Raw genomic sequence first — 26,999 nt, forward strand, 5'->3', positions numbered from 1 at the left:
GGGGCGCTAGGCTTGTGGCTGAGAAACGGTGCATGGAGCGAACGTGGCTATCCCACCCCACCTCGCAGCCGATTCCGTATCCTTGCACCGCTCTCTGGCCCAGGCGCGGAAGAGCCTTGGCCGGAATCGTTATCCTGCGGTTGGGCGTTGTCTGGGGCAAGATGTGAGACCAGCCGAGGAGTCGGGTCCGAAAGGTTACGCGATTGCGCCAAGCCACAGTCTTGGGGTAGCGACGGCTGTGTTGAATCCGCAACAGGACCATCAAACTCGCGAAATCAGAAATCGTTAGGCATAAATTGCCCCTATTCAGCCATAAACGAACCTGACCTTATCGCTGTATAACAAGCGTGGGAAAGCGTGGGTGGCAGCCGTTGCCAAGCGTCCTTGTCCCACGGAAGGTTCGTGGATGGCGCGATGCTCAGGCATCGCTGGCCGGAAAGCGGGCGGGGCGGAACGCCGAGAGTGAACATGTCGGGTGTCTGTGTCAGAAACGTCTGCAAGGTTTCCCTCGCCCTGTCTCTGGGCGTGATGTTCGGCTCGCAGGCCTTGGCCTTCGATCCGCAATCCGCCGCGAGGCAGGATGCGTGTTGCGATGCCGCCACTATGTCCACGCTGCGCGAGGCGACCCGGGCCTATTACTCGGGTGACAAACGCGAAGCGGTCACCGGCCTTCTCGCCGCGGCCCAGAGCGGTCACCCCGCCGCGCAGTGGAAGCTCGGCCGCATGTACGCCAAGGGTGACGGCGTCGCCGAAGACGACATGAAGGCCTTCGAGTTCTTCAGCCAGTTGATTTCGGCCCACGGCGAGGACTCGCCGTCTTCTCCGGATGCGCCTTTCGTTTCAAGCGCCTTCGTCGAGGTGGGGTCCTACTATCTGACTGGAATAGCCGACACGGCTATCGTTCCCAACGTCAATCGCGCCCGAGAGATCTTTACCTACGCCGCGTCCTATTTCGGCGACGCGCTTGCCCAGTTGAAGCTCGGATCCATGTATCTCGACGGTGTCGGTGTGGATCAGGATCCTCGTCAAGCCGCCCGATGGTTCTTGCTTGCCGCGCGCAAGGGGCAGGTCGACGCTCAGGCCAAGCTCGGCGAGATGCTGGTCAAGGGCGACCAGATCGAGCCCAATCCGGTGCACGGCCTGATGTGGCTGACCATTGCCCTGAAGCGCGCCGAACTCATGCATCACGACGACGCGGCGATCCGTGCCGCACATGAAGAGGCCTTCTCGCTGGCGAGCGAGGATGAGCGCCGCAAGGCCATCGCTCTGGCCGATCAGTGGCTGATGGACAACGACGCCGCTTTTGCCCAGGCTTATGCCGCCCCTTCGGAACGCCCGATCGAAGCTTCGGCAACGCGCTGAGCCTTTCCTTGGCCGGAGTGGCGTCGGCCGCGTCACCGTGACGATTCTTGCTTGGTGCTCTGGCAGTGAACTTCGACGTCAGAGTCTGAGTTCCACGACGACCGGCACGTGATCGGACGGCTTCTCCCAGTCTCGAACCTCATCCTCGACTTCCACGCCGGCGATTCGATCGGCGGCCTGGGGGGACGCCAGGATATGGTCGATCCTTATGCCCCAGTTCCGTTGGCGGGCGCCGGCCTGATAGTCCCAGAAGGTGTAGCGGCCGTCTCGATCGTCGACGGCTCGCAGGGCATCGGTCCAGCCTAGGTTGACGATGGATCTGAACGCGGCGCGGCTCTTCGGCAAGAAAAGTGCATCGCCCGCCCAGACAGCTGGGTCGTGGCAATCACGCGGCTCGGGAATGATGTTGTAGTCTCCGCAGAGCAGAGTGGCCTCCTCAAGCGCGAGCAGTGCTGCCGAGTAGCGCCTGAGACGCTCCATCCAGGCGAGCTTGTAGACATACTTGTCGGTATCGGGAGGATTGCCGTTGGGCAGGTAGATCGAGGCGACGCGCAGGCTGCCGGTGGGGATGGATACGACCGCCTCGATGTAGCGCGACTGAACGTCGCCGTCGTCACCCGGCAAACCGCACCGAACCTCGTCAAGCGGCAGAAGCGACAGCAGCGCCACGCCGTTGAATCCTTTCTGGCCGTGCAGGGCAACGTTGTAGCCGAGCCGTTCGAACACCTCCGTCGGGAATGCCTCGTCGACGCACTTGATCTCCTGAAGACAGACGATATCGGGCCGGCTCTTCTCCAGCCAGGCCGAAGCAGCTTCGACACGCGCCCGGACACCGTTGATATTCCATGTGGCAACGCGCATTCGAACTCCTCCGGCCCGCCGTTTTGGCGCCGACTCCACCGCCGCGCCCTTGGGAATCCTTCTCACACGCCCGTGAACGTTACAAGAACTATTGTATTTTGATCTAGGTTAAGGGCACGCTTGACTCGCGAACAAATATAGAACAATATGAGTTCCAACACGGAACGTGGAGGCGAGGATGACTGTGATAAGTGCCAGGGTTTCCATCGGCGAGATCGAATGTGCGGTCGGTATCCGCTACAACCACGTGTCGTGTTGTGAGAACAAAAGGGGATCATTGCCGCGTGCAGGCTGGATTTTGCCTGGATTCTCGCCAGAAGAAGCGCCAACGGTGCGCGATTTTACGCGGTCGCCGCACGAGCGTCTTGCTTCGGCAATCGCCTCGGCGGCAATCGTCCGCGACGTGGCCGCCCTCGGCGCTCTGGTCCTGTTCGGCACCATGCTGGTGCTGGTGCTGAGTTCGGCCGACATGCTGGTGTGAGCCGCTGGATCGGGGTGGGGGTTTTCCACAAGGTGGCTGTTCCGTCAGGAAAACACTCCGATCGTCAGACCGGATGGGATAGCCTGTTGGCGCCGATCCGACCGTCTTGAGGGTCGGCCTCCAACCGGAACATGGTAATGATTGGCGACGTCGGCTTCATTCACCTGCGCGTTCACAGCGCCTATTCGCTGCTCGAAGGGGCGCTCCCCCTGGTCAAGGCGCTGAAGCTGGCCGTGGCCGACAATCAGCCGGCGCTGGCTATAACCGACACTGGTAATCTGTTCTGCGCCTTGGAGTTCTCGGAGAAGGCCATCGAGAAGGGGCTGCAGCCGATCATCGGATGTCAGATCGCAGTTGATTTCGGTGACGACAGCCCTGATCGCCGCCGTCCCGGCGGTCTGGCACCGGCCTTGCCGTCGCTTGTATTGATTGCGGCGACGTCGGAGGGATTTGCCAACCTGACCGTGCTGATGTCGCGCTCCTTCCTGGAATCGGAGCCGGGCGCGCCCGCCAATCTGCCGATCGGCCGGTTCGAGGGGCTGACCGGTGGCATCATTGCGCTGACCGGCGGCCCCGGCGGCCCGGTGGACAAGGCCATCGCCGCCGGCCTGATGCCCCAGGCAGAGAGTCGCCTCGCTTTGCTCAAGGAGCTGTTTGGCGACCGTCTTTATGTCGAGCTGCAGCGACATGGCACGCCCGAAGAGATCATGGTCGAGCCTCAACTCGTCGAACTGGCCTATGCTCGCGGTCTGCCTCTCGTCGCCACCAACGAATGCTATTTCCCGGCGCGTGCCGACTACGAGGCGCATGACGCGCTAATCGCCATTTCCGAAGGTCGCATGGTCGCCGAGGACGATCGCCGACGTTTGACCGAGGAGCATTATTTCAAGTCGCGCGCCGAAATGCAGACGCTGTTCGCCGATTTGCCGGAGGCGCTCGAGAACACGATCGAGATCGCCCGCCGTTGCGCGGTCAGGGCACCGAAGCGCAAGCCTCTGCTGCCGCGCTTTGCTGGCGCCGACGTCGACGATGTCGCCGCGGCCGAGGCGGCGGAGGCGGACGAACTGGCTCGCCAGGCTTGGGAGGGACTTGCCCGGCGCATCGAGAGCCATGGCCTCGCTCCGGGGCTGACGCTCGAGGACTATCACAAGCGTCTGGAGTTCGAACTCGGCATCATCACCCGCATGAAGTTCCCCGGCTACTTCCTGATCGTGGCCGACTTCATCAAGTGGGCCAAGGCGCACGGCATTCCCGTCGGGCCCGGCCGTGGTTCGGGCGCCGGTTCGCTGGTCGCCTTCTCGCTCACCATCACCGACCTCGATCCCCTTCGGTTCGCCCTCCTGTTCGAGCGATTCCTCAATCCCGAGCGCGTTTCGATGCCGGACTTCGACATCGACTTCTGCCAGGACCGCCGCGAAGAGGTCATCCGCTACGTTCAACGGAAGTACGGTCGCGCGCAGGTGGCGCAGATCATCACCTTCGGTTCGCTTCAGGCACGCGCCGTGCTGCGCGACGTCGGTCGCGTTCTGCAGATGTCCTACGGCCAGGTCGACAAGCTCTGCAAGCTGGTGCCGCAGAACCCGGCCCATCCGGTGACACTGGTGCAGGCGCTCGAGGACGAGCCAAGGCTCAAGGAAGCACGCGAGGACCCGGTCGTCGACCGCTTGATCGACATTTCGATCAAGCTCGAGGGCTTGTACCGGCATGCATCGACGCATGCCGCCGGTATCGTCATCGGCGACCGCCCGCTCGACCAATTGGTGCCGCTCTATCGAGATCCGCGCTCGGACATGCCGGTCACCCAGTACAACATGAAATGGGTGGAGAGCACGGGCCTCATCAAGTTCGACTTCCTCGGCCTGAAGACGTTGACGGTCCTGAGGCGTGCTGTCGATCTCATCGAGCGCAAGGGCGTGAAGATCGACTTGTCGGCGCTGCCGCTCGACGATCCCAAGACCTACGAGCTGTTGACCCATGGCGAGACGGTCGGCGTGTTCCAGCTGGAAAGCATGGGCATGCGCAAGGCCATTTCCGACATCAAGCCGGACCGCTTCGAGGATATCATCGCTCTCGTCGCGCTCTACCGGCCCGGTCCCATGGCCAACATTCCGGTTTACGGCGCCCGCAAGTTCGGCCTCGAAAAGCCGGACTATCTGCATGACTCCATCGAGCCGGTGCTGAAGGAGACATACGGCATCATCGTCTACCAGGAACAGGTGATGCAGATCGCCCAGATCCTTTCGGGCTACTCGCTCGGCGAAGCCGACCTGTTGCGACGCGCCATGGGCAAGAAGATCAAGGCGGAAATGGACAAGCAGCGGGTTCGCTTCGTCGATGGCGCCGTCGAGCGCGGTATCGACAAGGCGCTCGCCGATACCATCTTCGATCTGTTGGCAAAGTTCGCCGACTACGGCTTCAACAAGAGCCATGCCGCCGCCTACGCGTTGGTCGCCTACCAGACGGCCTATCTCAAGGCCAACCATCCCGTCGAGTTCATGGCAGCGTCGATGACGCTCGAACTGACCAATACCGACAAGCTCAACGACTTCCGCCGCGAGGCAATCCGCCTCGGCATTACCGTCGAGCCACCGTCGGTCAATCGCTCCGACGTGGTGTTCGAAGTGGATGGCAAGCACATCCTCTACGCACTTGCGGCCGTGAAGGGCGTCGGTCAGGCGGCTGTCGAGCATATTGTCGAGCAGCGGGGGGACAAGCCATTCCGGTCGGTCTCCGATTTCGCCAGTCGCATCAATCCCAAGGCGATGAACAAACGCATTCTGGAGGCGCTCACCTCGGCCGGCGCCTTCGATTGTCTGGAACCGAACAGGAACCGGATGTTCCAAGGGCTCGACGGGGTAATGGCCGCCGCGGCCCACAGGCTGGAGCAGCAGCAAAGCGGGCAGAACGAGCTCTTTGGCGGTGGAGGTGAGCCGGAACCGGTCCGCCTGCCGTCGGTTCCCAACTGGCTGCCTGAAGAGAAGCTGCAGCGCGAGCACACGGCCATCGGCTTCTATCTGTCCGCCCATCCGCTCGACGCCTACGAAGCGCTGCTCGGTCGCCTGAGGGTGCAGACCTGGGCGCAGTTCTCGGCATCGGTAAAGCGAGGAGCATCGGCCGGACGGCTTGCCGGGACCATCGTCGCCAAGCAGGAGCGCAAGACGCGCACCGGCAACAAGATGGGCATCATCGGCATCTCCGATCCCACCGGCCAGTATGAGGCGGTCATTTTCTCGGAGGGGCTCGCCCATTTCCGTAGCCTGCTGGAGCCCGGTCAGTCGGTGATCCTGCTGGTCAATGCCGAGGACAAGCCTGAGGGCATCTCGGTGCGCATCGATTCCGTGGAGCCGCTCGATCAGGCGGCTGGCAAGCTGCAGAATGCGCTTCGCATTTTCCTGCGTGACGCCGAACCGCTGCCGGCTCTTCGCGACGTGCTGAAGCCTGGCGGGGAGGGAGACGTATCGCTGATCGTGCTGGGTGACGGTGGGCGCGGGGAGGTGGAGGTCAAGCTGCCGGGCGGATACCGGGTGTCGCCCCAGCTTGCCGGTGCGCTTCGGGCCGTCGACGGCATTGTGGACGTGGAGCTGGCGTAGGACCGGCCATCGGAGACGACGCGTCTAGCGGTTGTCGAGGTCCCGGCGTACGGCAGCGAAAACGGTTCGGAACATGTCCGGCGTCAACACGCCCGTGTTGGTGTTGTAGCGGGAGCAGTGATAGCTGTCATACAGACGAATACCAGGTAGGCTTTCGAGCTCATGCACGGCGCCATGGGCGAACTTGTGGCGGACGAGCGGCACCCCGAGCGTCTTCAGCATTTGGTCGTGAGCGATTTTGCCCAGGGCAATGATCGCCGACAACCTTGAGAAACCGGCCAGCGTCGCAGCAAAGAAACGCCGGCAGGTATTGATCTCGTCATTGGTCGGCTTGTTCTCCGGCGGCACGCAGCGCACGGAGTTGCTGATGGCGGCGTCGACCAGCTCGAAACCATCATCGGGATCGGCTCGATAAACGCCTCGTGCAAAGCCGAATTCGCCCATCGTTTCGTAAAGGAGGTCGCCGGCATAATCGCCGGTGAAGGCGCGTCCTGTGCGGTTGGCTCCCCGGAGGCCGGGTGCGAGGCCGGCGATCAGCAGGCGAGCGTCTGAGGTTCCGAAAGTCGGCACCGGCGCATTGTGCCAGTCGGGATGTGCTTGGCGCTGGGCATTCCGGAAAGCGACGAGGCGAGGGCAGAGACTACAGTCCCGGTCAGGCTCGGTCGGATGTCCCAGGGAATCGACGAGGGCCTGTCGGCTTGACATGCAACTCTCCTAAGGCATCCGGGAATGGCCGCGAATGAGCGGCGCCTGCTCGGCGCGCACGATAACCCGGCTCTGAGATGTCGGCGATCATTGATGAACCGGGAGCAGTTCCGGGCTGCCGTGCCTCTCCTGCCGGGAGCGCAGCAACCTCGCCCGGAAAAGCCGGTCAACGGCCGGCTACTCCAGGTCGATATCAGGCTTCGTCGGTCGCGCTGGGGCGATCGGAGGCTCGCACCGGACGCTCCGTCGGATCCCGGCTGATACGCCCCGAGAGATTGGCGAGGTCGATGAAGTGGTCGGCCTGACGGCGCAGTTCGTCGGCTACCATTGCCGGCTGTGTCTGCAATGTCGAGACGACCGAAACCTTGCGGCCCTTCCGCTGGATGGCTTCCACCAGAGAGCGGAAATCGCCATCACCGGAAAACAGCACGATATGGTCGACGTGCTCGGAGAGTTCCATGGCGTCGACCGCGAGTTCGATGTCCATCGAACCCTTGACCTTGCGCCGGCCGGTGGAATCGAAAAACTCCTTGGTCGGCTTGGTCACAACTTTGTAGCCATTGTAATCGAGCCAGTCGATCAATGGGCGGATAGAGGAATATTCCTGGTCTTCAGCGAGTGCGGTGTAATACAGTGCCCTCAGGAGGTATCCTTTAGCACTGAACTCTTTTAGCAACCTACGGTAGTCAATATCAAATCCGAGAGCCTTGGCAGTCGCGTAAAGATTTGCACCATCGATGAAGAGGGCTATTTTTTCGCGTTCGTCAAACATTAGTTTTTATCTTACCTCACAACCGGCGGTCGTTTATAACTCTTCGTTCTGCTGATCTGTTTTTGCGCGTTCGAAGAAATTTATCAGAGCGCGCTATCAGCGCGCATCGTTTCGGCCCGCTAGAATTGGCACATTAGTCCGCCTGTTAGCAAGTTTCGGCCAAACAACCAAGTTAAAATGAGTTCATCCGGAGGATTCCCACGAAAAATGCCAGAAAAGGTCGCCAATTCGACCAAGGGCGGATGCATTGGCAGACCTGTTTTGTAACGAAAAAGATTGGATCACCGAATTTTGAGGCTGCCGTGAGTGCTCGCCGTGTGAACTGCGGCGGATGCTGGCGCGCATCTCCGCTTGCTTTTCGCCTCCCCTCCGCATATCTACACCTTGAGTTCGGCTGCATTACCTCGCGTCGCTGGGGTGGTGTTGCTGGTGGCGGAAATTGCGCTATCTGGACGCTTGCCGGACGGGATGCCGTCCGTGCGAGCGAATTTCGTTTCTAGATCTGGAGTTGGACTATGGCACGCGTCACGGTCGAGGACTGCATCGACAAGGTGGACAACCGCTTCGAGCTGGTGCTGTTGGCCAGCCATCGCGCCCGCATGATATCGTCCGGCTCCCCTTTGACGGTTGATCGCGATAACGACAAGAATCCGGTCGTCGCCCTGCGCGAGGTCGCGGAGTCTTCGGTGTCTCCGCAGGATCTCAAGGAAGACCTGATCCATTCGCTTCAGAAGTACGTCGAGGTGGACGAGCCGGAGCAGGAGCCTGTGGCCGGCCTGATCGGCGCGCCTGGTGATAGCGCGGATGACGACGAGATCGTCTTCGACCAGATGTCCGAGGAGGATCTGCTCCGGGGTCTTGAGAGCATGGTTCCCCCCGAAAAGGTCGAAGAGATCTGATTGCTTCTCACGGCGGTTTTTCGCGGGCGGACCGGTTGCGGTTCGCCCGTTTTTGTTTGTCGGCGACGGATTGAAAAGCCTTGTAGCGCTTTTCCTTCGATGCCCCAGTGAATGAGCTACTTTCCGGCTTGGTGTTGCTATAGCTTTGTTTTTGACGCTGGCCCGAGTTTGGATTCGGGCGTCCGCGGGAGAGAGGAGTGACCGTCCCCGATGATGCGGCAGTATGAACTCGTCGAAAGGGTGCAACGTTACAACCCCAATTGCGACGAGGGTCTGCTCAACCGCGCCTACGTCTATGCGATGCAGAAGCACGGCACGCAGAAACGCGACTCGGGCGACCCTTATTTTTCCCATCCCCTCGAAGTTGCGGCCATCCTGACCGATCTCAAGGTGGATGACGCCACGATCGTCATCGCGCTTCTTCACGACACGATCGAAGACACCGACGCGACGCGACAGGAAATCGACCAGCTGTTCGGCGTCGAGATCGGTCAACTTGTCGAGGGTCTCACCAAGCTCCAGAAGCTCGATCTGGTGTCCAAGCGCACGGCACAGGCCGAAAATCTCAGGAAACTGCTGCTTGCCATCGCCGAGGACCTGCGCGTCCTTCTGGTCAAGCTCGCCGACCGTCTTCACAACATGCGGACGCTGCACTTTGCGCCGGAGGGCAAGCGCGGCCGCATCGCCGAGGAGACGATGGAGATCTATGCGCCGCTCGCCGGCCGCATGGGCATGCAGGACATGCGTGACGAGCTTGAGGATATCGCCTTCAAGACTCTGCACCCGGACGCCTTCAGTGCCATCCAGGCCCGCCTCGACGAGATGGAGGCCTTGCAGAAGGACCTCATCGCCGACATCGAGACGGAACTTCACGAGAACCTCGAGGCGCGCGGCATCGTCGCGACCGTCAAGGGGCGTCGCAAGCAGCCTTACTCGATCTTTCGAAAGATGATCGACAAGCAGCTTGGCTTCGAACAGCTTAGCGATATCTATGGGTTCCGCGTTCTCGTGGACGATGTCGACACCTGCTACCGGGCCTTGGGTGTCGTCCATCAGCTGTGGCGGACCGTGCCCGGGCGCTTCAAGGACTATATCTCCACGCCGAAACCCAACGGCTACAAGTCGCTACACACGACCGTGGTCGGCCCCCACCGTCAGCGCGTCGAACTGCAGTTCCGCACGCACGACATGCAGCAGGTCAACGAATACGGCATCGCCGCCCATGCCCTGTACAAGGACAAGATCAGCGAAGGTGGCCATCTGCCGCAGCTTGCCGACGACACGGCAGCCTATGCCTGGCTTCGCCAGACCGTGGAGGCGCTGTCGGAAGGCGCGAGCCCCGAAGAGTTCCTGGAGAATACCAAGCTGGAGCTGTTCCAGGACCAGGTATTCTGTTTCACGCCGAAGGGGCTGCTGATCGCCTTGCCGAGGGGCGCCACCCCGATCGACTTCGCCTATGCGGTTCATACCAACATTGGCAACACCTGCGTCGGCTGCAAGATCAACGGCCGCATCACACCGTTGGTCACAGAGCTGAAGAACGGCGACGAGGTGGAGATCATCCGTTCGAAGGCGCAGGTGCCTCCGCCGACTTGGGAGACCATCGCCATTACCGGCAAGGCACGAGCCGCCATTCGTCGGGCGACGCGCGAGGCGACGCGCAAGCAGTTCGCCGCGCTTGGTCGGCAGGTGCTGGAAAGCGTCTTCTCCCGTGAGGGGAGAGAGCTCACCGATGCTTTGCTTGAGCAGGCTCTGCCTCGGCTTTCGCAGCCCACCGTGCCAGATTTGCTCGCCGCGGTCGGTCGTGCCGAAGTGCCGTCGACCGATGTGCTCAAGGCGTGTTTCCCCGACTATCGCGAGGAGCGGGCGGCGCGGCAGACGGCGACGCAGCGGCAGGAGGGGGGGTGGTTCTCCTTCGCCGCCCAGGCCGGCGTCAAGTTTCACGGCGATTCCGACTCGATCCGCGCCCATGGCCTGCCGATCCGCACGGTGGCGGCCGACCTGCCGGTGCGGTTCGCTCCCAACGGCGGCGCCGTGCCCGGCGACCGCATCGTCGGTATCGTCGAGCCGGATGTCGGGATTACCATCTATCCGATCCAGTCCCCGGCGCTTGTTGCCTTCGAAGACAAGCCCGACCGCTGGCTGGACGTGCGCTGGGATATCGACAGCGAAGACCCGATCCGCTTTCCGGCGCGGATCTCCATCCAGTCGTTCAACGAGCCCGGTTCTTTGGCCCGCATTGCCAAGGCGATCTCCGACAGCGACGGCAACATCGACAACATCGGCATGGCGCGCCGCACCCCCGACTTTCACGAGATCGTCGTGGATCTTGAGGTGTGGGATATCAAGCACCTGACCCAGATTCTCAATGAACTGCGCGTCCTGAACAACGTCAGCAAGGTCGATCGCGTCAACGGATAGCCCATGATCATCGGTATCGGTTCGGACCTCATCGACATTCGTCGCGTCGAGAAGACGCTGGAACGCTTCGGCGACCGTTTCGTCCGGCGAGTCTTTACCGATGTCGAGCGGGAGCGATCGGACCGCCGGGCAAATCGAGCTGCTTCATATGCCAAGCGCTTCGCAGCGAAGGAAGCCTGTTCCAAAGCCTTGGGAACGGGTATTCGCATGGGGGTCAACTGGCGCGAGATGGGGGTCGTCAATCTCCCGACCGGTCAGCCTACCATGCGCCTCGAAGGCTCGGCGGCGGCGCGGCTGGCGGCGCTGACGCCAACGGGGCTCATCCCCCGCATCGACGTGACCATCACCGACGACTATCCCCTGGCGCAGGCCTTTGTGGTGATTTCGGCCTGGCCATCCGATTGGCCGACCGGCAGCAGTGCGTGAGGCGCCACAATTCGGCTTGCTTTTCGGCTTTTCGTTGCGTCGCCGGTGCCGCTCCGATAAAAGGCGCCGAGATCCGGGCCGCCGCGGATCGGCTGCTTCGGCGCCGACGCGGGGAGCCGGGCCGAGACATCGATTGAAGGGCAGCCATATGTCGGCGACCAAACAGCGCGCGGAATCCAAGGACGGTTTTTGGGAGACGGTCAAGGTGATCGTCGAGGCCCTGCTTCTTGCGCTTGTGGTGCGCACCTTCCTGTTTCAGCCCTTTTCGATTCCGTCGGGGTCGATGATGCACACCCTGCTCATCGGCGACTACCTGTTCGTGTCGAAATACTCCTACGGCTACAGCAAGTACTCATTCCCGTTCGGCCTCGCTCCCTTCGAGGGACGCATCTGGGCGAGTGCTCCCAAGGCCGGCGACATCGTCGTCTTCAAGCTGCCGGCCGACCATTCGACGGACTACATCAAGCGCGTCGTCGGCCTGCCGGGCGACAAGATCCAGATGAAGGGTGGCGTTCTCCACATCAACGGGCAGCCCGTGAAGCGGGAAAACACCGGCGAGTTCATGGAGAAAGGGCCGTTCGGCAACGAAATCAAAGCGCAGATCTGGCGCGAGACCCTGCCGAATGGCGTCTCCTACGATACGCTCGACATGGGCACCACTGCCGGTGACGACACCCGCGAGTTCGAAGTGCCGCCGGGTCATTACTTCATGATGGGCGACAATCGCGACAATTCCGCCGACAGTCGCATCGACGGATCCGGCGTCGGTTATGTGCCGTTCGACCATCTGGTCGGCAAGGCGCAGGTCATCTTCTTCTCCATCGACCAAAGCGCCAAGCCCTGGATGGTCTGGACCTGGCCCTGGACGGTGCGGGTCGACCGCATGCTTTCCATGCTGAACTGATCCATGAACAACCATCAGGCACAAGTTCTGGAGGCGCTCGAAGGGCGCCTCCAGTATCGTTTCAAGGACCGCACCGGCCTCGTGCGAGCGCTTACCCATCGCAGCTCCGTGCCCGGCGATCAGGTTGCCCACGAGAGCTATCAGCGACACGAGTTCCTCGGCGACCGCGTGCTGGCGCTGGTGGTGGCAGAAATGCTGTTTTCCGCCTATCCGCGCGAAGAGGAGGGTGATCTCGCTCGCCGATTGAACCAGTTGGTTCGACGCGAGACCTGCGCCGAGGTGGCCACCGATCTTGATCTTGGCTCGGTCGTGCGGCTCGGCGCCGGCGAGCGCCAATCGGGTGGTCGCCGCAAGGAAGCGATCCTTGGCGATGTGGCCGAGGCAGTGATCGCCGCCATCTACCTCGACGGCGGCTTCGACGCGGCAAAGGACTTCGTGCTGCGCAACTGGAAGCCTCGAATGGAAAGCCTGAGCGGCCCGTTGCGCGACTCGAAGACGCTCCTTCAGGAGTGGGCGCAGGGGCGAGGGCAGGGGCTTCCAAGCTATTCGATCGTCGAGCGTTCCGGTCCCGACCATGCGCCAACGTTTCGCGTCATGGTCACCATCGACGGCGAAGCTGCGGGCGAGGGGCAAGGCAAGTCGAAGCGCGATGCCGAACAGGCCGCCGCTGCGGAGGCGCTGGCCAAACGGGCGGGTTGAGACGGTCGCCGTGACCGTAGCCTGTGTGTCCGTTTGAGGCCGATCCGCCCTTCCGTCCGCTATTCAGCTGAAAAGGAATGACATAATCTTGGCCAACCTTCCGCCTCCGGAGAGAGACGCGATGACCGATGAAGCCGCCCCGTCCGTCGATACCCCCACTCGCGCTGGCTTCGTTGCGTTGATCGGAGCGCCCAACGCCGGCAAATCGACGCTGCTCAATCGTCTGGTCGGCGCCAAAGTGTCGATCGTCAGCCACAAGGTGCAGACGACGCGGGCCATCATGCGGGGCATCGCCATGCATGGTTCGTCGCAGGTGGTCTTTGTCGATACGCCGGGCATCTTTGCGCCGAAGCGCCGGCTCGACCGAGCCATGGTGGATACCGCCTGGTCGGGGGCGGCCGACGCCGATGTCGTCTGTCTACTGGTCGACGCCAAGCGCGGTTTGGCCGAGGAAGTGACGCAGGTCGTCGAGAAGCTCGGCGAGCTCCGGCATCCCAAGGTTCTGATTCTCAACAAGATCGATACGGTGAAGCGGGAGAGCCTGCTGGCCCTGGCTGCCGATCTCAACGCCCGCGTCGGTTTCGAGGCGACCTTCATGGTATCGGCGCTGAATGGTTCGGGCACCGACGACCTGCTCGCCCATCTGGCATCGCGCGTGCCGGAGGGACCGTGGCTCTATCCCGAAGATCAGCTGTCCGATCTGCCGATGCGCATGCTGGCAGCCGAGATCACCCGTGAGAAGGTGTTCATGCGTCTCCACGACGAACTGCCCTATTCCTCGACGGTCGAGACCGATCAGTGGAAGGATCAGAAGGATGGGTCCGCTCGGATCGAGCAGACTATTTTCGTGGAGCGCGAAAGCCAAAAGAAGATCGTCCTCGGCAAGGGCGGTGAAACCGTCAAGGCCATCTCGATGGCCGCTCGCAAGGAACTGACCGAAATCCTGGAGCGCCCGGTTCACCTCTTCATTTATGTCAAGGTACGCGAGAACTGGGCGGAAGATCCCGAGCGGTATCGCGAAATGGGGCTAAACTACCCTCGCCACTGAGTGGAAGGCGGGGAGGGCACGTTACTGCCACCCGACCCGGCTTTTTCGCCTCGCTGCTTTGCGCTCATCGAGTTGCGATTGTCCTCTGTTGTCTCGGGGCGCTAGAAATCTCACATTTGTCTGTCCATACGGACAAGGCGTAGCTGAGTTGGCAAAGGCTCGTTTTGGCGGGAACTCGGCTATAGTCGCATCAGGGGTGGATTGACATCGGTGTCACAACCTGGTTTTCTATTGCAACTGACAGCGATGTCAATCGGGCCGAGGGAGGGGACGTTGGTTACGCTCAAGGATGTCGCTCGGGAGGCCGGTGTATCCCCGAAAACCGTGTCACGCGTCGTGAATGACGACCCGGCGGTCAATGTGAAGACGCGCGAGGCCGTTTCCGAAATCATTCAGCGGATGCACTACGTCCCGGACCATGCGGCGCGTATGATGCGGATGTCCCACTCTTCGGTCGTTGGCGTCATGACGGACGCGGTGGCGACCACCCCATATTCGGTCGATATCATCCGCGGCGCCCAATCGGGGCTGAGGGAACAGGCGCGGACCATGCTGATCGCCAATACCGATGGCGATCCCAAGCAGGAAAATGAGTATTGGAAGGTTTTCAGGGCTCACAAGGTGGCCGGTGCCGTCTATGCCACCACTTATCACAGGCCCGTCGATCTTGGCGCTCCCGATTTCGAGCGGGGTATTGTGCTCGCCAACTGCTACTCGGCCAGGCGTAGTCACTGCTCGGTCGTCCCTGACGATGAGGGAGGGGGCTATATGCAGGCGCGCCATCTGATCGAGCTTGGCCATCGGCGCATTGGCATTGTCTCGCTCAGCCCGGTTTTGCGTGCCACGGTGCTGAGGGGAGCCGGCTATCGCACCGCGTTCGCCGAGAGCGGACTGTTCTACGATCCATCCTTGGAGGTTCCGGGCTTCGTCACTCGGCCCGACGGGGGAGAAGATCTCGTCGCCTATGATGCGTCGCTTGGCTTGCTGCGACGCGCCGAAAGCCCCACCGCCATCATCTGCGGAAACGATCAGATCGCCGTGCAGGTTTATGCCGCAGCCGCATCGCTTGGACTGTCCGTACCCGAAGATCTGTCGGTCATGGGGTTTGATGACATGACGATCATCACCCACACGCTGAAACCCATGCTGACGTCCGTGGCGCTTCCCTATTTCGAGATCGGGCGCACCGCCGTGGATTTGCTCGCCCGGATCAATGGAGAATCCGAGGGGCCGGTTCCTCCGCAGGTTTTGGTGCCCTGTCCCCTTGTCGAGCGGCACTCCTGTCGACAAATCTAGTGATCGGTGCGCTCTGGTCGCGCGAACGGCCGAATCCTGGCTCGAACCGTCGCATGGACAATTGGGCGATTTCAGCGCGGCTGAGGCGGTCGTTGGTGACGTAGAAAACAAACCGAGCAGCGATCGTAATGTTCAGTTTTGGTAGACAATATAGCCACAAGAGACGATCTTGTTTCCGTTTCGAAGTGTTTCTAAATTCTAGCCGAACACGGTGTCTCCGTACGCCGTGAGAACGGCAAACCTCGCGGGCAGCTGGCGGGGGGAGGCCTCCGGAAGGAAAACTCGATCATGGCTGGTCTCGGTCGCCACTTTGCCGATCTTCCCACGACTCCCCGCATGCCGACGCTTTTCATCGGTCATGGCAGCCCGATGAACGCCATCGAGGACACCCCTTATAGCCGCGCCTGGCGCGCGCTGGGCGCTCGTTTGCCCGTGCCCAAGGCGATCCTCGTCGTATCTGCCCACTGGATGACGCGCGGCGTCACGTTGGTGCACGTGAAGGAGCATCCCGTTACCATCCACGACTTCGGCGGCTTTCCGGATGAGCTGTTCGCCCAGCGCTATCCGGCGCCAGGGGCTCCGGGATATGCCGAGGCGACCATCGATCTCGTGAAGAACCACCACATCGAACCGGATGAACGCTGGGGTCTGGACCATGGCGCCTGGTCGGTGCTGATCCAGATGTTCCCGAAAGCGGACATTCCCGTGTTTCAGTTGTCGGTCGATCTCAGCCGTTCGTCCGAGGCGCATTTCGGGCTGGCCGAAGAACTCAAGGCCTTGCGTGAGCGCGGCGTGATGATCATCGGCTCCGGCAACCTCGTCCACAATCTTCGGGCCATCGCCTGGGGAGGCGGGCCGGCTTACGATTGGGCCGAGGCGTTTGACGCCCGCATGGCCGAAGCAATTGCCAAGGGTGATTACAAGTCGGTCGTCGACGCGCCGAAGCTGGGGCGCATAGCCCAGCTGTCGCATCCGACGTTCGAACATTTCTTCCCGGCTCTCTATCCTCTGGCCGTTGCCGACAAGGCCGACGAGCTCAGCTTCTTCAACGAGGGCATCGATCTCGGCTCGATCTCCATGCGGTCGTTCATGCTGGCGTGACGCCTCGGTGCGAGCGAACCTTTGCCACCGATGGCACCTGGAATGGCCGGTCGTCGAGGCGGGGAGAGCCGGGAGCTGGAAGACTGCTCTGATCTGCGATTCGCATAATCGATATTATGGAACCTAGTATGTCGGCAAAACCGGTTACTCCCAGGGCTTTGGTAGCGCTGATCCAAGCCGCGCCATCTGTATGACGTCCCGGTACTCGTCGCCAAAGCGGGCTGCCGCGCGCATTGTGCCCTCGCAAATGAACCCGCTCGCCTCATAGAGCGCTATTGCCCGGAGGTTGTCGGAAAACACCGTGAGCTCGATCCGACTGAAATCCGACCGCTCGGCGGCGGCAATGGCCGTATCGAGCAGCGCCTTGCCGAGGCCTTTGCCGCGCCACGCAGGCAACAGCCCGATGCCGAGCCTGCCGACATGGGACTCGATTTCGAACGAACTGCGGCAGACGTCGCACCAGCCGACCAGCTTTCCATCGACGACGACAGCCAGGTGCGGATTGCCGGCGCCGAGGCTCTCCCGCAGGAACTCGATGGTGCCGTCCATTGGCGGCGCGTCGACGAATCTCAGATAGCGACGCTCGCGGGCCACGACGCCGACCACCCGGTTGAACTCGGCCGCGTCGTCGACCGACATTGGACGGATGAGAAACTCTCTATCAAGCACGGGCACGCTCGCTACTAAAACAGTTTAATTTCAATAGATTATTTGCTTTTGTTGAGATAGGCAAGAAAGTACGATATGCAACTCTCCGGCTTTGAAAATCGGAGACGTTCGTGGCGCCGACCCTCAGGATTCTTCTCCTCGTTATCGCCATTGCCCTCGTTGCGCAGGCAGCTATTCTCTTTGTCATGGGGCAGCCGCCAATCTGTGCCTGCGGCACCGTGCGTCTTTGGACCGGCACCGTTCTCAGCCAGGAGAACTCGCAACAGCTCACCGACTGGTACACCCCTTCGCATGTCATTCATGGCATGCTGTTTTTCGCCTTCGGCCGTCTGGTATTTCGAGGGCACTGGTCTCCAGTCCTCGCAGTGGCCTTGGCGCTCGGCATCGAAGTCGCTTGGGAGCTCATCGAGAATTCGCCGCCCGTGATCGACCGCTATCGCGAGCAGGCGCTGGCGCAGGGCTACTCCGGCGACAGCATCCTGAACTCGCTCTCCGATACCCTGGCCATGCTGCTCGGGTTCTGGATCGCGGCCCGGCTGCCCGTTCGTGCAAGCATAGCATTAGCGCTCGCTGCCGAGCTGTTCACAGGCGTGATGATCCGAGACAATCTGACGCTCAATGTCGTTCAGCTCCTCATGCCAAGCAAGGCGATCTCCGCATGGCAGGCGGAAGGTGGCGTCTACGGCGCCCCCTCACAGGAGTAAGGCCCTTTCACAGCGCGCCGGGAAAAACCTCCGCCAAGACCCCGATAGCTTCGTTCCAATGGCGAATGCGTGGATAGCCGGTAACGTTCGCGTTGTGCGGCGAAGAGAAGACGATCCCCTGCCCGCCGAACCGCTGGAAATGGCGGGCGTTGTCGTCGATCAGGCAATCGGCGGCGATGACGCTCTTGTCGCCGCAGAAGACGATATTGAGCGGGTCGACGAACGGGAAATGCCGCCTCAACCAGAGAAACTTCGGGCCGAGCGAGTTGGGGAACTCCATGGCCGCCGAGGTGATGAACAGCTCGCAACGGGACGCGATCGCCGAGAGCGCCTCCTGACTGCCGTCGATGACCGGCAGCTCGGCAAAGAAGGCTCCGTCATGCATGGCCTCCCTCAGCGCATCCGCGGCGTCCAGCTCAAGCATGTCGAAAAGCTGTCGGCCATGGAGCGTCTCCGGGCTCCAGCGCGGTCCATGCCGCTCGATCAGCCAGCCCAGCATGGCACCGTACGTGTCCGCGATGACTTCGTCCATGTCGACGGCGACGCGAATGCGGTTCACGATCCTCTCCCTCGCGACGATTGTATGAATCGAATCAATCTATGCTTGGCGAGCCCCGGCATGCAAGTTCGGCTTAAAGTTTCTTCCGCGATGTTCTATTGAGCGGCCAGCACTGGCAGCCGCTTCGCGGCCCCGTCCGTCAAGGAGGCACCGATGGCCCTCGATCGCGTTCTCGCCGACGCCTTTGTTCCAGAACTACCGAACTACTACAAAGGCAAGGTGCGCGAGAATTACGACCTGCCGGATGGCAGCCGCATCATCATCGCCACCGATCGCATCAGCGCCTTCGACCGCGTGCTGGCGGCCATTCCCTTCAAGGGGCAGGTCCTGACGCAGACCGCGCGTTTCTGGTTCGACGCGACCGGCGACATCTGTCCCAATCATGTCATCGCCTACCCCGACCCCAATGTCGTGATCGGTCGGCGGCTCGACATTCTGCCGGTAGAAGTGATCGTGCGCGGCTATCTTGCCGGCACCACCAGCACATCGGTGCTGACCAAGTATCGGGCCGGCGAGCGACACATGTACGGACTGACGCTGCCCGACGGCCTCCATGACAACGAGAAGCTGCCCTCCCCGATCCTGACTCCCACCAGCAAGGCCTTCGACGGCGGCCACGACGAACCGCTGAGCGGCGAGGAGATCGTGGCCAAGAAGCTGTTGACGCCCGAGCAATGGGCCACGGTGTCCGACTATGCGCTGAAGCTATATGCGCGTGGCGCCGAGATCGCCGCCGCTCACGGCCTCATCCTGGCCGATACCAAGTACGAGTTCGGGCTCGACGGCAACGGCACGATCGTACTGGCCGATGAGATCCACACCCCCGATTCGAGCCGCTACTGGATTGCCGCCTCCTATGCCGAGGATTTCGCCGCAGGACGCCGTCCAAAGAGCTTCGACAAGGATTTCATCCGTGCCTGGGTGGGAGCGCGTTGCGATCCTTACAAGGACCCCATTCCCGAGATTCCCGAAAGCCTGATTGCCGAGACCTCGAAGGTCTACATCGATGCTTTCGAGGCAATTACAGGCGAGAGTTTCGTGCCGGACCTTTCCGGCGAGACGCCTCTCGAGCGGGTGAGATCAAACCTGGCCCCGTATTTCGTTCGTTAAGCGAGATGGGGCGGCGGCGGCCGTCGGCGGGGCGGGCCACTTGGCAACCTCCTGTGAACCAATCCAAGGTTATGCTACTGTCAGATTTGACTAATACGGCTTGGGCCGCCGTATCGACACTGGGGTTGGGGCAGAATCATGGGGCAGATCGCCAGCGGGGCCACTCCGCTCGATGACAATCCGGGCCTGAAAAGAGCGCTCGACACACTGGAAAAGCTGACTTCGGTGCTTCGGAAGCCCGAACCGGTGCGTGCCACCGCCACCGAGAACCCCGTACACGCCCTGCAGGCGACCACGGAAGCGGCGTTTGCAACGGCATCGTCGGACGCCGCCGAGCCGACGCCCGCTCCCGGTCGGAAAGCAAAGCCGGCAACCTCCGCCACGCCAACGCTCCTGTCGATGAAGCAGGCCTCGGCCATGACCACGCTTTCGGTGTCATCGATCAAGCGCATGATGGCGGCCGGCACCTTTCCCAAGCCGGTCAGGCTTGGCGAGAGCCGTATCGCTTTCGTCGATGCCGAAATCCACGCCTGGGTGCGTGCCCGCATCGCCGAACGCGGCTGAGTTCAAGCCTCCCGAACGTCTTGCGATACGGCATTCGCGGCGTTGCGGACCAATCCGGCCAGCATCTCGTAACGCTCCGGCGTGATCATATCTGCCTGACCGACGGTGGCTATGGCAGCCACCACACGATTACGACCATCGAAAACCGGCGCAGCGATGCAGGACGTGTCGTCGAGGACTTCACGATCGTCAAGAGCCCAGCCGCGCTGCCGTATAAGCTCGAGTTCCCGACGCATGGCGTCCGGCGATGCAATGGAGCGTGGTGTCGCCTTCGTCCAGTCGAGATCGGCGAGCAGACGCATTCTGTCCGCTTCGTCGAGGAAGGCCAATAAAGCCTTGCCCGTTGCCGCTCGGTTAAGGGGCCAGCGCATGCCTTCGTATCCTGAGCAGCGAGCGTCGCCTCCGGGGCGCGCACTGGCGAGAACCACGGCGTCCCGTCCCTCGAATGTGGCGATCTCGCAACGGAATCCCGACTGACCGGCCAACAATTCCAAATGCTTGAGCGAAAGGCTGTCAATGGTTCGCTGGCGGATGCCGAGACATCCCAGTTCGCAAATCTTCGGCCCCAGCACGAATCGGCCATCGGCCTGAAGCTGGACGGCGCTGATGTCCACAAGAGCCTTGAGAAGCTGATGTGTCGTGCTCTTCGGGAGATCGAGCGTCTTTTGAATCGTCGAGAAAGCCAGTCTGCCACGACGACCGATCAGATCGAGAATCATCACTGCCTTTCGCAATGACGGAACGGCAACCGCGCGGCGTGATGCGGCTGTATCTTTACCTTCTTCACGGACCATTGCCCGCCCTCATAGAATTGTCATCGGTGACAAGCTTACGACGTGCGGAAAACCCGGCCATCCGTGGCGACACGTGGATATGTATAAAAAGTCGCATTCGTTGAATGACAATGCCGGATGACGACGGGAAATTCGCTTGCGCCAAAGACCGACTCCTTGCACAAACCACGCAGCCGGCGATCGTTCCGCTTCTTGCCGCCTTGTCTTTTCCTTCCTGTCAGGGGTTTGAACGGTCCGGTGGAAACGTCGGTCTGAGCCCCGGAGCCGCCCATGCCAACCCTTCCCGAAACGTCTGGAGAGGCGCCATCGCAGCCGTCTCGGGACACGGAGCGGACTTTGTTGGCCATTCTGCTGGTTGTTGGCTCGACGATCTTCTTCGCCGGGGGCGACGTTGGCGCCAAGCTGATGAAGGAAACGGCACCCGCCCAGCTCGCGACTTGGTTTCGCTACTTCGTGCTGTTTCTGGTGGCGTTTCCCTGGGCCCTGTCATCCCGCGGCCTGTCTGTGTTTCGGCCGGCAAGCTATCTCTTGCAGATCGGTCGCGGCCTCGCTGCCGTGGCCTCCACCAGTTTTTTCATCTTGGGCTTGGCCTATCTCGACGTTCCCTCCAACACGGCTATCCATTTTATCTCGCCCATTATCGTGATGGTGCTTTCCATCTTCGTTCTGGGGGAGATGGTCGGGATTCGCCGTTGGCTGGCGGCGGTGGTCGGGTTCTCGGGTGTGTTGCTGATCGTTCGTCCGGGCACTGACAGTTTTCAACTCGCAGCGCTCTTTCCGCTCGGATCGGCGACGGCCTGGGCATTGGGGGCGCTTTTCACGCGCCTCATGAAGAGCGAACCAACTGAAGTCACGTTCATGTGGACCGGCCTGATCGGCCTTGGCGTATCGACGCTTTTGGTCCTGCCCGTGTTTCACATCCCCACCGGCCGGGAGCTCGCCTACGGAATCGGTGGCTCCTTGAGCTTTACGCTGGCCCACATGCTGTTCATTTCCGGTTTGAAGTTGGCGCCGCTCTCGCTGCTGGCGCCCATTACCTACGTGCAACTGGTGTCGGCCGGTATTCTGTCCTATCTGTTCTTCGGCGATTTCCCGAGCTATTATACCCTTCTAGGGTCAGCGTTGATTGCTGGCTCGGGCCTATATTCGGCTCACCGCGAGCGGATCCGGCAGAGAATGCCTGCGATGCCGGCACCACCCGTGCAATAGCGGTCCGCGCCCCCTTTTCCGGGCGGAACCATCATGCGCAATCTTCGTTTGTTGTATGCGGCGCTGGCGGACTCTTGTTCTTCGGTGCTTTCGGATTTCAGCAAGCGATAGGAGAACACCCTATGAAGAGATCTTCAATTATTTGGGTCGTCATTGCGGTCATCGTGGTGATTGGCGCCATCGTCTACTTCTCGGGCAACACCGGCACCACCACGCCTCCACCGCCTGCCACGTCCAGTGCACCTGCGGCCCCCGCCGAGCCTGCTCCCGCGACCACTGCGCCTGAAACTCCGGCTGCTCCCGCCACTCCGGCGACCCCTGCGCCCGAAACTCCGGCTGCTCCTGCCGAGCCGGCAACTCCGGCGCCGACGACGCCTGAGACACCGGCCGCTCCGGCCACGCCGCCCGCCACAACACCCTGACGTCCGTTGTCTCGACTGACCATTGAGCCAGGGCTTACTTGGAAATGAACGAAAAAAATCGGCGCCCTGATGAGGCGCCGATTTCATTTGAACGAACGAAGTTCAGAGCGTGCGGTCGATAGCCGAGGTCCGGGGTGTTCCGCCCGTTCCCTCCCAGGCTTCGATCATCGCCTGCATGCGCATGGCGAACTCCTGGCTGTCCTGAACAACCGCGGTATTCCCGGGCGAATCGACAGGCTGTTCCGTCGCCTTGCTTTGATCCGACATCAACACCTCGAAGCCGGATACCTGATCGAGTGGACTGGTCTTGACGGTGTTCGCCTTGGTCAAGGAGTTGGCCGAAGCCGCGCCTGTACCCTGCCCTTCGGACTTGTCCGTTGCCGTCTCGACGGTGTTGCCATCCGTCTTCTCGGCAACCTTGACGGCCTTTTCCGCGCTGAGGTCGGTTGTCGTCGACTGGTTCTGCTCGGTCGGCGTTCTCGGCACCGGCGAGGTCACACCGGTAAGGACCGGTTTTACGCTCCCGATATCCATGATCTGTCCTTTCGCGCCGGATAGCGGATGATCCGGATCATCGAAGGAAGTCTATCTCGAGGACCTGAAAGGAGTGTTCTTGCCATCGTTAAATTTTTAACGATGTGCATGACAATCGTCGCCGCCACTTGTCTGAGCGTGGCCGCTCCCATCTTCAGGCGGCGGCCACTAAACCAGAGAAGATGTTAATGGGTCATCAACGGCATGCGAATGACATCTTTCAAGGCGCGGGATGGATAAATGGCCAGGGAGACGCTTCTCCGTCGGGCGGCACAACGACGCGGACGAGCACCGTCCGCTCGGCTGCGAGCGCGCTGGGCAGTATGGCGGCCAACTCGGCCGGCGATTCGACCGAATGCGCTTCGATGCCGAAAGCTTCGGCCAGCTTGAGAAAGTCCGGGTTCTGGAGTTCCGAGGCGATGAAGCGCCCCTCGAAACGGGTCCTCTGGTCCCGGCGGACATTTCCGTAGGCGCCATTGTCGAACACCACGGTCACCACGCCTATTCCCTCCTGTGCCGCGGTTGCCAACTCCTGCACGCCAAACATGAACCCACCGTCGCCGCAGACGGTGATGACTTTGCGATCGGGATTGGCGACCTTGACGCCGAGAGCCGTCGGAAAACCGTAGCCGAGCGTGCCCTGATACCCCTCGCTGACATAGGTTCGAGGCAGCCGGGCGTCCCAGGCGAAGTAGGACGCAAAACCAACCTGACAGAGCTCGGTCAGGAAGAAGCCATCGTCCGGTAACGCCGCTCGAATCGCCTTGAGATAGTCGACTTCGGGCTGAACTCGCGCAACTTCGGCTTCCACGGTCTCCTTGGCGGCGCTGATCTCGGTGCGAATGACGGCGCCATCGCGTCTGTGAGCATCCATCGCGAGGCGACGGATCGCATCAGTCAGCGCCCGGGCTCCGACCTTGGAATCGGCGACTATGGATGCGTCGGCCTTGAGGCGGATCATTTCCTCGGGGTCAACGTCGATCCGGACAAGTTTGCGCCCGCCGGGCAGGCGCTCATGATAGGTCATCATGCCGGTCCAGCGCATGGTCGGCAGTTCCAGCCGCGTGCCGATGCCCAGCACGACGTCCGTTTCCGGATAGAGGCGATGGGCGACGGCCGATGAGAGGCCAAGTGGCTCGCTTTCCGACATGATGCCTCTACCGCCACGCAAGGCCGTCACGGGCGCATCAAGTAGGGTGGCGAGCGCCCTCACCTCCTCCGCGGCATGCTGGGCGCCGCTGCCGGTCATGATCATCGGTCGACGAGCCGCGACGAGCAGCCTTGCCGCCGCTTCGACCGCCGCAGCCTCGGGTTCCGTCGGCGAGGGCAGAATCGCACCGCCAAGAAACTCCGTAACCGCCGTTGCCGCCATGCTGTCCCATGCCATTTCGAGAGCAACCGGACCGGGACGGCCTGTCAGCATCTCTCGAAAAGCCTGATTGACGAGCGCCGGCGCATCCTCGACGCGCTCGATCCGAGCCGACCATTTGGTCATGCGTCGCAGAAGGCCGAGTTGATCGGGAACCTCGTGGAGATGCCCACGTCCCTTGCCCTCGAAGGTCGAAGGAACATTGCCGGTGATCATCAGGACCGGCGCGCAACAACCGAGAGCGGTAATCAGAGCCGCGCCAGCGTTCAGAACGCCCGGCCCCGGAACCACGGAGAACACGCCGGGACGACCGGTGGAGCGGGCGTAACCGAAGGCCATGTAGCCTGAGGCCTGTTCATGACGGGCGCTGTAGGTGCGGATCTTGTCCGTCGACAGCGCCAGCGCGTCGAAAAGCGGATAGGTCTGCGCACCCGGCAGGCCGAAGACGGTGTCCACACCATTGGCGATAAGCGCGTCAACGATCGCGCGACCGCCGGAGACGGCGTCACGGACTTGCAGCATGGTCTTCCTCCCGAAAGGGCCGGTTGGTCAGTCGACGGGGTAACCCACGGCCTTGAGAGCCGTCACGAAGGATGGAATGTCGCGAACATGGAGACCGGCGACATTGATCCGACCCGAACCTGCCATGTAAACGGCATGGTCCTTTCTGAGGGCAAGAACCTGTTCGGTGCTGAGCGCCAGCGTCGAAAACATGCCGGTCTGCGTTTCGTGAGCCTTGAGGCCCGGACCGGCTGCCGCGAGCGCCGAGCGCACGCCGCGAACGCGCGCGCCCATGCGGTCGATTTCCTCGCGCCAGACGCGTGTCAGTTCGGGATCTTCGAGAATGGTGCGAACGATGGCGGCGCCGTGGTCCGGCGGCATCGACCAGGATACCCGGCTGAAGGCGGCGAGATTGGACATCACCACCGAGGCCGTCTTGGCGTCGCGTGCCTTGACATAAAGGGCGCCGACGCGCTCGCGATAGAGGCCGAAGTTCTTGTCGCAGGAATAGGCAACCATCACCTCATCGAGGTTATCCGTCAGCAGACGCACGCCATAGGCATCGCCCTCGAGTCCCTTGCCGAGGCCGTGATAGGCGAAGTCGATCAACGGAACCACGCCGGTTTCCTGCAGCGCCTTCAGCACCGTCCGCCAATCCTCTGGCTCCAACTCGCCACCTGTCGGGTTGTGACAGCAACCGTGAAGCAGAACGATGTCGCCAGCCGACGCGCCCTCGATTGCCGCCACCAGCGAGGCGACGTTCACTGTCTGCGTCTTCACGTCGAAATAGGGATGCGGCACCGCCTTGAGACGCGTGGCGTTGAGAATCTGAAGATGGTTCGGCCAGGTCGGGGCGCCGTAGAGGATCTTGGCGTCGGGACGTGCCAAAGCCACCAGATCCGCCGCAAGCCGAACGGCGCCGGTGCCTCCGGGGGTCTGGATGCCGACGACGCAATCGCCCGGATCCTTGCCGAAGACGATCGGCTTGAGGAGATCGGTATAAGCCGGATCGCCTTCCGGCCCGAGATAGGCTTTGGTGGTTCGCGTATCGAGAAGCACCTTCTCGGCGGCCTTAACCGCCGCCATGATCGGCGTGACACCATTGTCGTCGCGGTAGACGCCGACGCCGAGGTCGAGCTTCTGTGGACGGGGATCGGCCCGGTAAAGTCCGATGAGGGCAAGCAAGGCGTCGGCGGGCTGTTCGGGAAGGGTGTCAAACATTTTGGGGCCTATCCGGCTGGCGGTGAACGGATCCACCTTATCGGGGTTCGGTGGAAATATCTCTGCGATTTCCTGAAAGGCAATTGCTCGCGGCGAAGATTTTCAGCATTATGCCGCCCGCTCACGCATGTTTCTTGCGCAGTCGCTTTCGGAGTTCCGCGCCTTGGAAGAGTTGGATGTGTTCGACCTGCGCCTTCTTGCCGCCATTCAGACGAAAGGCGACATGACCCAGGCGGAACTGTCGGAAATCGTGCACCTCTCCCCTACCCAGTGTGCCCGCCGTCTGCAGCGCCTCAGGAGCGACGGCTATGTTCGCGACATCGTGGCGATCCTCGATCCGGAAAGACTGGGCATCAACATCATCGCGCACACGCTGGTGGGGCTTCGCAACCACGACGATGAAACGGGCAAGGCGTTCCGGGCCTTTGTGGACGCTGCCGACGAGGTTGTGGAGTGCTGGTCGCAGACGGGCGACGCCGATTACCTTTTGAAGATCATGGTGAAGGACCTGGGTGAGCTGGCCAGTCTCATTGAGCGTCTGATCACCGCCGTCGGAGGTTTCGCCTCGCTCCGTTCCTTCGTGGCCTTGAAGGCCATCAAGCGTACGACGACGGTGCCTATCCGCGCGTAAGATCCGCCCTACCCCGCTTGTATTCTGTTCCGCCCATGAACCTTGGCGTCGCTTGCTCAAGAGCTCGCGGGGCGGCTTGGCGCGTGCTTTTGTCTGCGCTTTCCGGCTCCAAGCCCGCCACCCCAAAAACAATGCGGAGACATTCGT

The 26,999-nt window shown here is 61.7% G+C and carries 25 protein-coding genes; 16 read left to right on the plus strand and 9 right to left on the minus strand.

All coding sequences use genetic code 11. The features are described 5' to 3' along the window. Positions 1-468: 468 nt before the first annotated feature. On the plus strand, positions 469-1,362 hold the full coding sequence (locus M4J39_RS01895) for a tetratricopeptide repeat protein (protein ID WP_251726012.1): 894 nt from the start codon (positions 469-471) through the stop codon (positions 1,360-1,362). 78 nt (positions 1,363-1,440) lie between these two features. Here M4J39_RS01895 and xth read toward each other — a convergent pair whose 3' ends face one another. Next, positions 1,441-2,223, minus strand: coding sequence for an exodeoxyribonuclease III (gene xth / locus M4J39_RS01900; protein ID WP_251726014.1), 783 nt, complete (start codon positions 2,221-2,223; stop codon positions 1,441-1,443). Positions 2,224-2,554: 331 nt separating this feature from the next. Between xth and M4J39_RS01905 the strand changes: the two genes are divergently transcribed. Both M4J39_RS01905 and dnaE read left to right on the plus strand, forming a co-directional pair. Next, positions 2,555-2,704, plus strand: a complete 150-nt coding sequence (locus tag M4J39_RS01905; protein WP_251726016.1) for a hypothetical protein — start codon at positions 2,555-2,557, stop codon at positions 2,702-2,704. A gap of 137 nt (positions 2,705-2,841) precedes the next feature. Continuing rightward, positions 2,842-6,294 carry a DNA polymerase III subunit alpha gene (gene dnaE / locus M4J39_RS01910; protein WP_251726017.1) on the plus strand — a complete coding sequence of 1,151 codons (3,453 nt, stop codon included), beginning with the start codon at positions 2,842-2,844 and terminating at the stop codon, positions 6,292-6,294. A 24-nt stretch (positions 6,295-6,318) separates the two neighbouring features. Here the strand turns inward: dnaE and M4J39_RS01915 are convergent, their stop codons facing one another. Next, on the minus strand, positions 6,319-6,999 hold the full coding sequence (locus tag M4J39_RS01915) for a uracil-DNA glycosylase (RefSeq protein ID WP_251726019.1): 681 nt from the start codon (positions 6,997-6,999) through the stop codon (positions 6,319-6,321). Between the two features lie 193 nt (positions 7,000-7,192). Next, positions 7,193-7,771, minus strand: coding sequence for an NYN domain-containing protein (locus tag M4J39_RS01920; RefSeq protein WP_251726021.1), 579 nt, complete (start codon positions 7,769-7,771; stop codon positions 7,193-7,195). Between the two features lie 515 nt (positions 7,772-8,286). On the opposite strand from M4J39_RS01920, the gene rpoZ reads away from it, so the two are divergent. The 8 genes from rpoZ to ygiD all read left to right on the plus strand — a co-directional run bounded on the left by rpoZ (position 8,287) and on the right by ygiD (position 16,565). After that, complete coding sequence (gene rpoZ / locus M4J39_RS01925) at positions 8,287-8,670, plus strand: DNA-directed RNA polymerase subunit omega (protein ID WP_251726022.1); 384 nt, start codon at positions 8,287-8,289, stop codon at positions 8,668-8,670. Between the two features lie 210 nt (positions 8,671-8,880). Next, positions 8,881-11,091 carry a bifunctional (p)ppGpp synthetase/guanosine-3',5'-bis(diphosphate) 3'-pyrophosphohydrolase gene (locus M4J39_RS01930; RefSeq protein WP_251726024.1) on the plus strand — a complete coding sequence of 737 codons (2,211 nt, stop codon included), beginning with the start codon at positions 8,881-8,883 and terminating at the stop codon, positions 11,089-11,091. A 3-nt stretch (positions 11,092-11,094) separates the two neighbouring features. Beyond that, the gene (gene acpS / locus M4J39_RS01935; RefSeq protein WP_251726026.1) at positions 11,095-11,517 is read left to right on the plus strand and encodes a holo-ACP synthase; all 423 of its coding nucleotides are present in this window, start codon (positions 11,095-11,097) and stop codon (positions 11,515-11,517) included. A gap of 148 nt (positions 11,518-11,665) precedes the next feature. Next, on the plus strand, positions 11,666-12,421 hold the full coding sequence (gene lepB, locus M4J39_RS01940; protein WP_251726028.1) for a signal peptidase I: 756 nt from the start codon (positions 11,666-11,668) through the stop codon (positions 12,419-12,421). Between the two features lie 3 nt (positions 12,422-12,424). Then, the gene (rnc, locus tag M4J39_RS01945) at positions 12,425-13,120 is read left to right on the plus strand and encodes a ribonuclease III (RefSeq protein WP_251726030.1); all 696 of its coding nucleotides are present in this window, start codon (positions 12,425-12,427) and stop codon (positions 13,118-13,120) included. A gap of 121 nt (positions 13,121-13,241) precedes the next feature. Further along, complete coding sequence (gene era, locus M4J39_RS01950) at positions 13,242-14,168, plus strand: GTPase Era (RefSeq protein ID WP_251726032.1); 927 nt, start codon at positions 13,242-13,244, stop codon at positions 14,166-14,168. Between the two features lie 273 nt (positions 14,169-14,441). Then, entirely contained in the window at positions 14,442-15,464 is a 1,023-nt protein-coding gene (locus M4J39_RS01955; RefSeq protein WP_251726034.1) for a LacI family DNA-binding transcriptional regulator, read from the plus strand. A 288-nt stretch (positions 15,465-15,752) separates the two neighbouring features. Next, a complete protein-coding gene (ygiD, locus tag M4J39_RS01960) occupies positions 15,753-16,565 on the plus strand; it encodes a 4,5-DOPA dioxygenase extradiol (protein ID WP_251726036.1) in 813 nt (270 codons plus the stop codon). A gap of 144 nt (positions 16,566-16,709) precedes the next feature. Here ygiD and M4J39_RS01965 read toward each other — a convergent pair whose 3' ends face one another. Next, the gene (locus M4J39_RS01965) at positions 16,710-17,204 is read right to left on the minus strand and encodes a GNAT family N-acetyltransferase (RefSeq protein ID WP_251726038.1); all 495 of its coding nucleotides are present in this window, start codon (positions 17,202-17,204) and stop codon (positions 16,710-16,712) included. Positions 17,205-17,344: 140 nt separating this feature from the next. Here M4J39_RS01965 and M4J39_RS01970 point away from each other — a divergent pair, with 140 nt between their 5' ends. After that, positions 17,345-17,938: a DUF2585 family protein gene (locus M4J39_RS01970; RefSeq protein ID WP_251726040.1), complete on the plus strand. Its 594-nt coding sequence runs from the start codon at positions 17,345-17,347 to the stop codon at positions 17,936-17,938. 7 nt (positions 17,939-17,945) lie between these two features. On the opposite strand, the gene M4J39_RS01975 is transcribed toward M4J39_RS01970, so the two are convergent. Continuing rightward, the gene (locus M4J39_RS01975) at positions 17,946-18,497 is read right to left on the minus strand and encodes a hypothetical protein (protein ID WP_251726042.1); all 552 of its coding nucleotides are present in this window, start codon (positions 18,495-18,497) and stop codon (positions 17,946-17,948) included. Between the two features lie 153 nt (positions 18,498-18,650). On the opposite strand from M4J39_RS01975, the gene M4J39_RS01980 reads away from it, so the two are divergent. Together M4J39_RS01980 and M4J39_RS01985 are read left to right on the plus strand one after the other, a co-directional pair. Beyond that, positions 18,651-19,607, plus strand: coding sequence for a phosphoribosylaminoimidazolesuccinocarboxamide synthase (locus tag M4J39_RS01980; protein WP_251726044.1), 957 nt, complete (start codon positions 18,651-18,653; stop codon positions 19,605-19,607). A 138-nt stretch (positions 19,608-19,745) separates the two neighbouring features. Next, complete coding sequence (locus tag M4J39_RS01985; RefSeq protein WP_251726045.1) at positions 19,746-20,171, plus strand: AlpA family transcriptional regulator; 426 nt, start codon at positions 19,746-19,748, stop codon at positions 20,169-20,171. A 2-nt stretch (positions 20,172-20,173) separates the two neighbouring features. On the opposite strand, the gene M4J39_RS01990 is transcribed toward M4J39_RS01985, so the two are convergent. Beyond that, positions 20,174-20,965, minus strand: a complete 792-nt coding sequence (locus M4J39_RS01990; RefSeq protein WP_251726047.1) for an IclR family transcriptional regulator — start codon at positions 20,963-20,965, stop codon at positions 20,174-20,176. 339 nt (positions 20,966-21,304) lie between these two features. Here M4J39_RS01990 and M4J39_RS01995 point away from each other — a divergent pair, with 339 nt between their 5' ends. Continuing rightward, complete coding sequence (locus M4J39_RS01995) at positions 21,305-22,174, plus strand: DMT family transporter (protein WP_251726049.1); 870 nt, start codon at positions 21,305-21,307, stop codon at positions 22,172-22,174. 524 nt (positions 22,175-22,698) lie between these two features. Here the strand turns inward: M4J39_RS01995 and M4J39_RS02000 are convergent. The 3 genes from M4J39_RS02000 to M4J39_RS02010 form a co-directional block, all read right to left on the minus strand. Further along, complete coding sequence (locus tag M4J39_RS02000; protein WP_251726051.1) at positions 22,699-23,130, minus strand: hypothetical protein; 432 nt, start codon at positions 23,128-23,130, stop codon at positions 22,699-22,701. A gap of 220 nt (positions 23,131-23,350) precedes the next feature. Then, positions 23,351-25,021: a thiamine pyrophosphate-dependent enzyme gene (locus tag M4J39_RS02005; protein WP_251726052.1), complete on the minus strand. Its 1,671-nt coding sequence runs from the start codon at positions 25,019-25,021 to the stop codon at positions 23,351-23,353. Positions 25,022-25,048: 27 nt separating this feature from the next. Continuing rightward, positions 25,049-26,221: an amino acid aminotransferase gene (locus M4J39_RS02010; RefSeq protein WP_251726054.1), complete on the minus strand. Its 1,173-nt coding sequence runs from the start codon at positions 26,219-26,221 to the stop codon at positions 25,049-25,051. 163 nt (positions 26,222-26,384) lie between these two features. On the opposite strand from M4J39_RS02010, the gene M4J39_RS02015 reads away from it, so the two are divergent. Continuing rightward, positions 26,385-26,852 (plus strand): Lrp/AsnC family transcriptional regulator, encoded by a 468-nt coding sequence (locus tag M4J39_RS02015; RefSeq protein WP_251726056.1) that lies wholly within the window; start codon positions 26,385-26,387, stop codon positions 26,850-26,852. Positions 26,853-26,999: the final 147 nt, after the last annotated feature.

The sequence above is a fragment of the Pleomorphomonas sp. NRK KF1 genome (assembly GCF_023721755.1).
GTDB lineage: Bacteria > Pseudomonadota > Alphaproteobacteria > Rhizobiales > Pleomorphomonadaceae > Pleomorphomonas.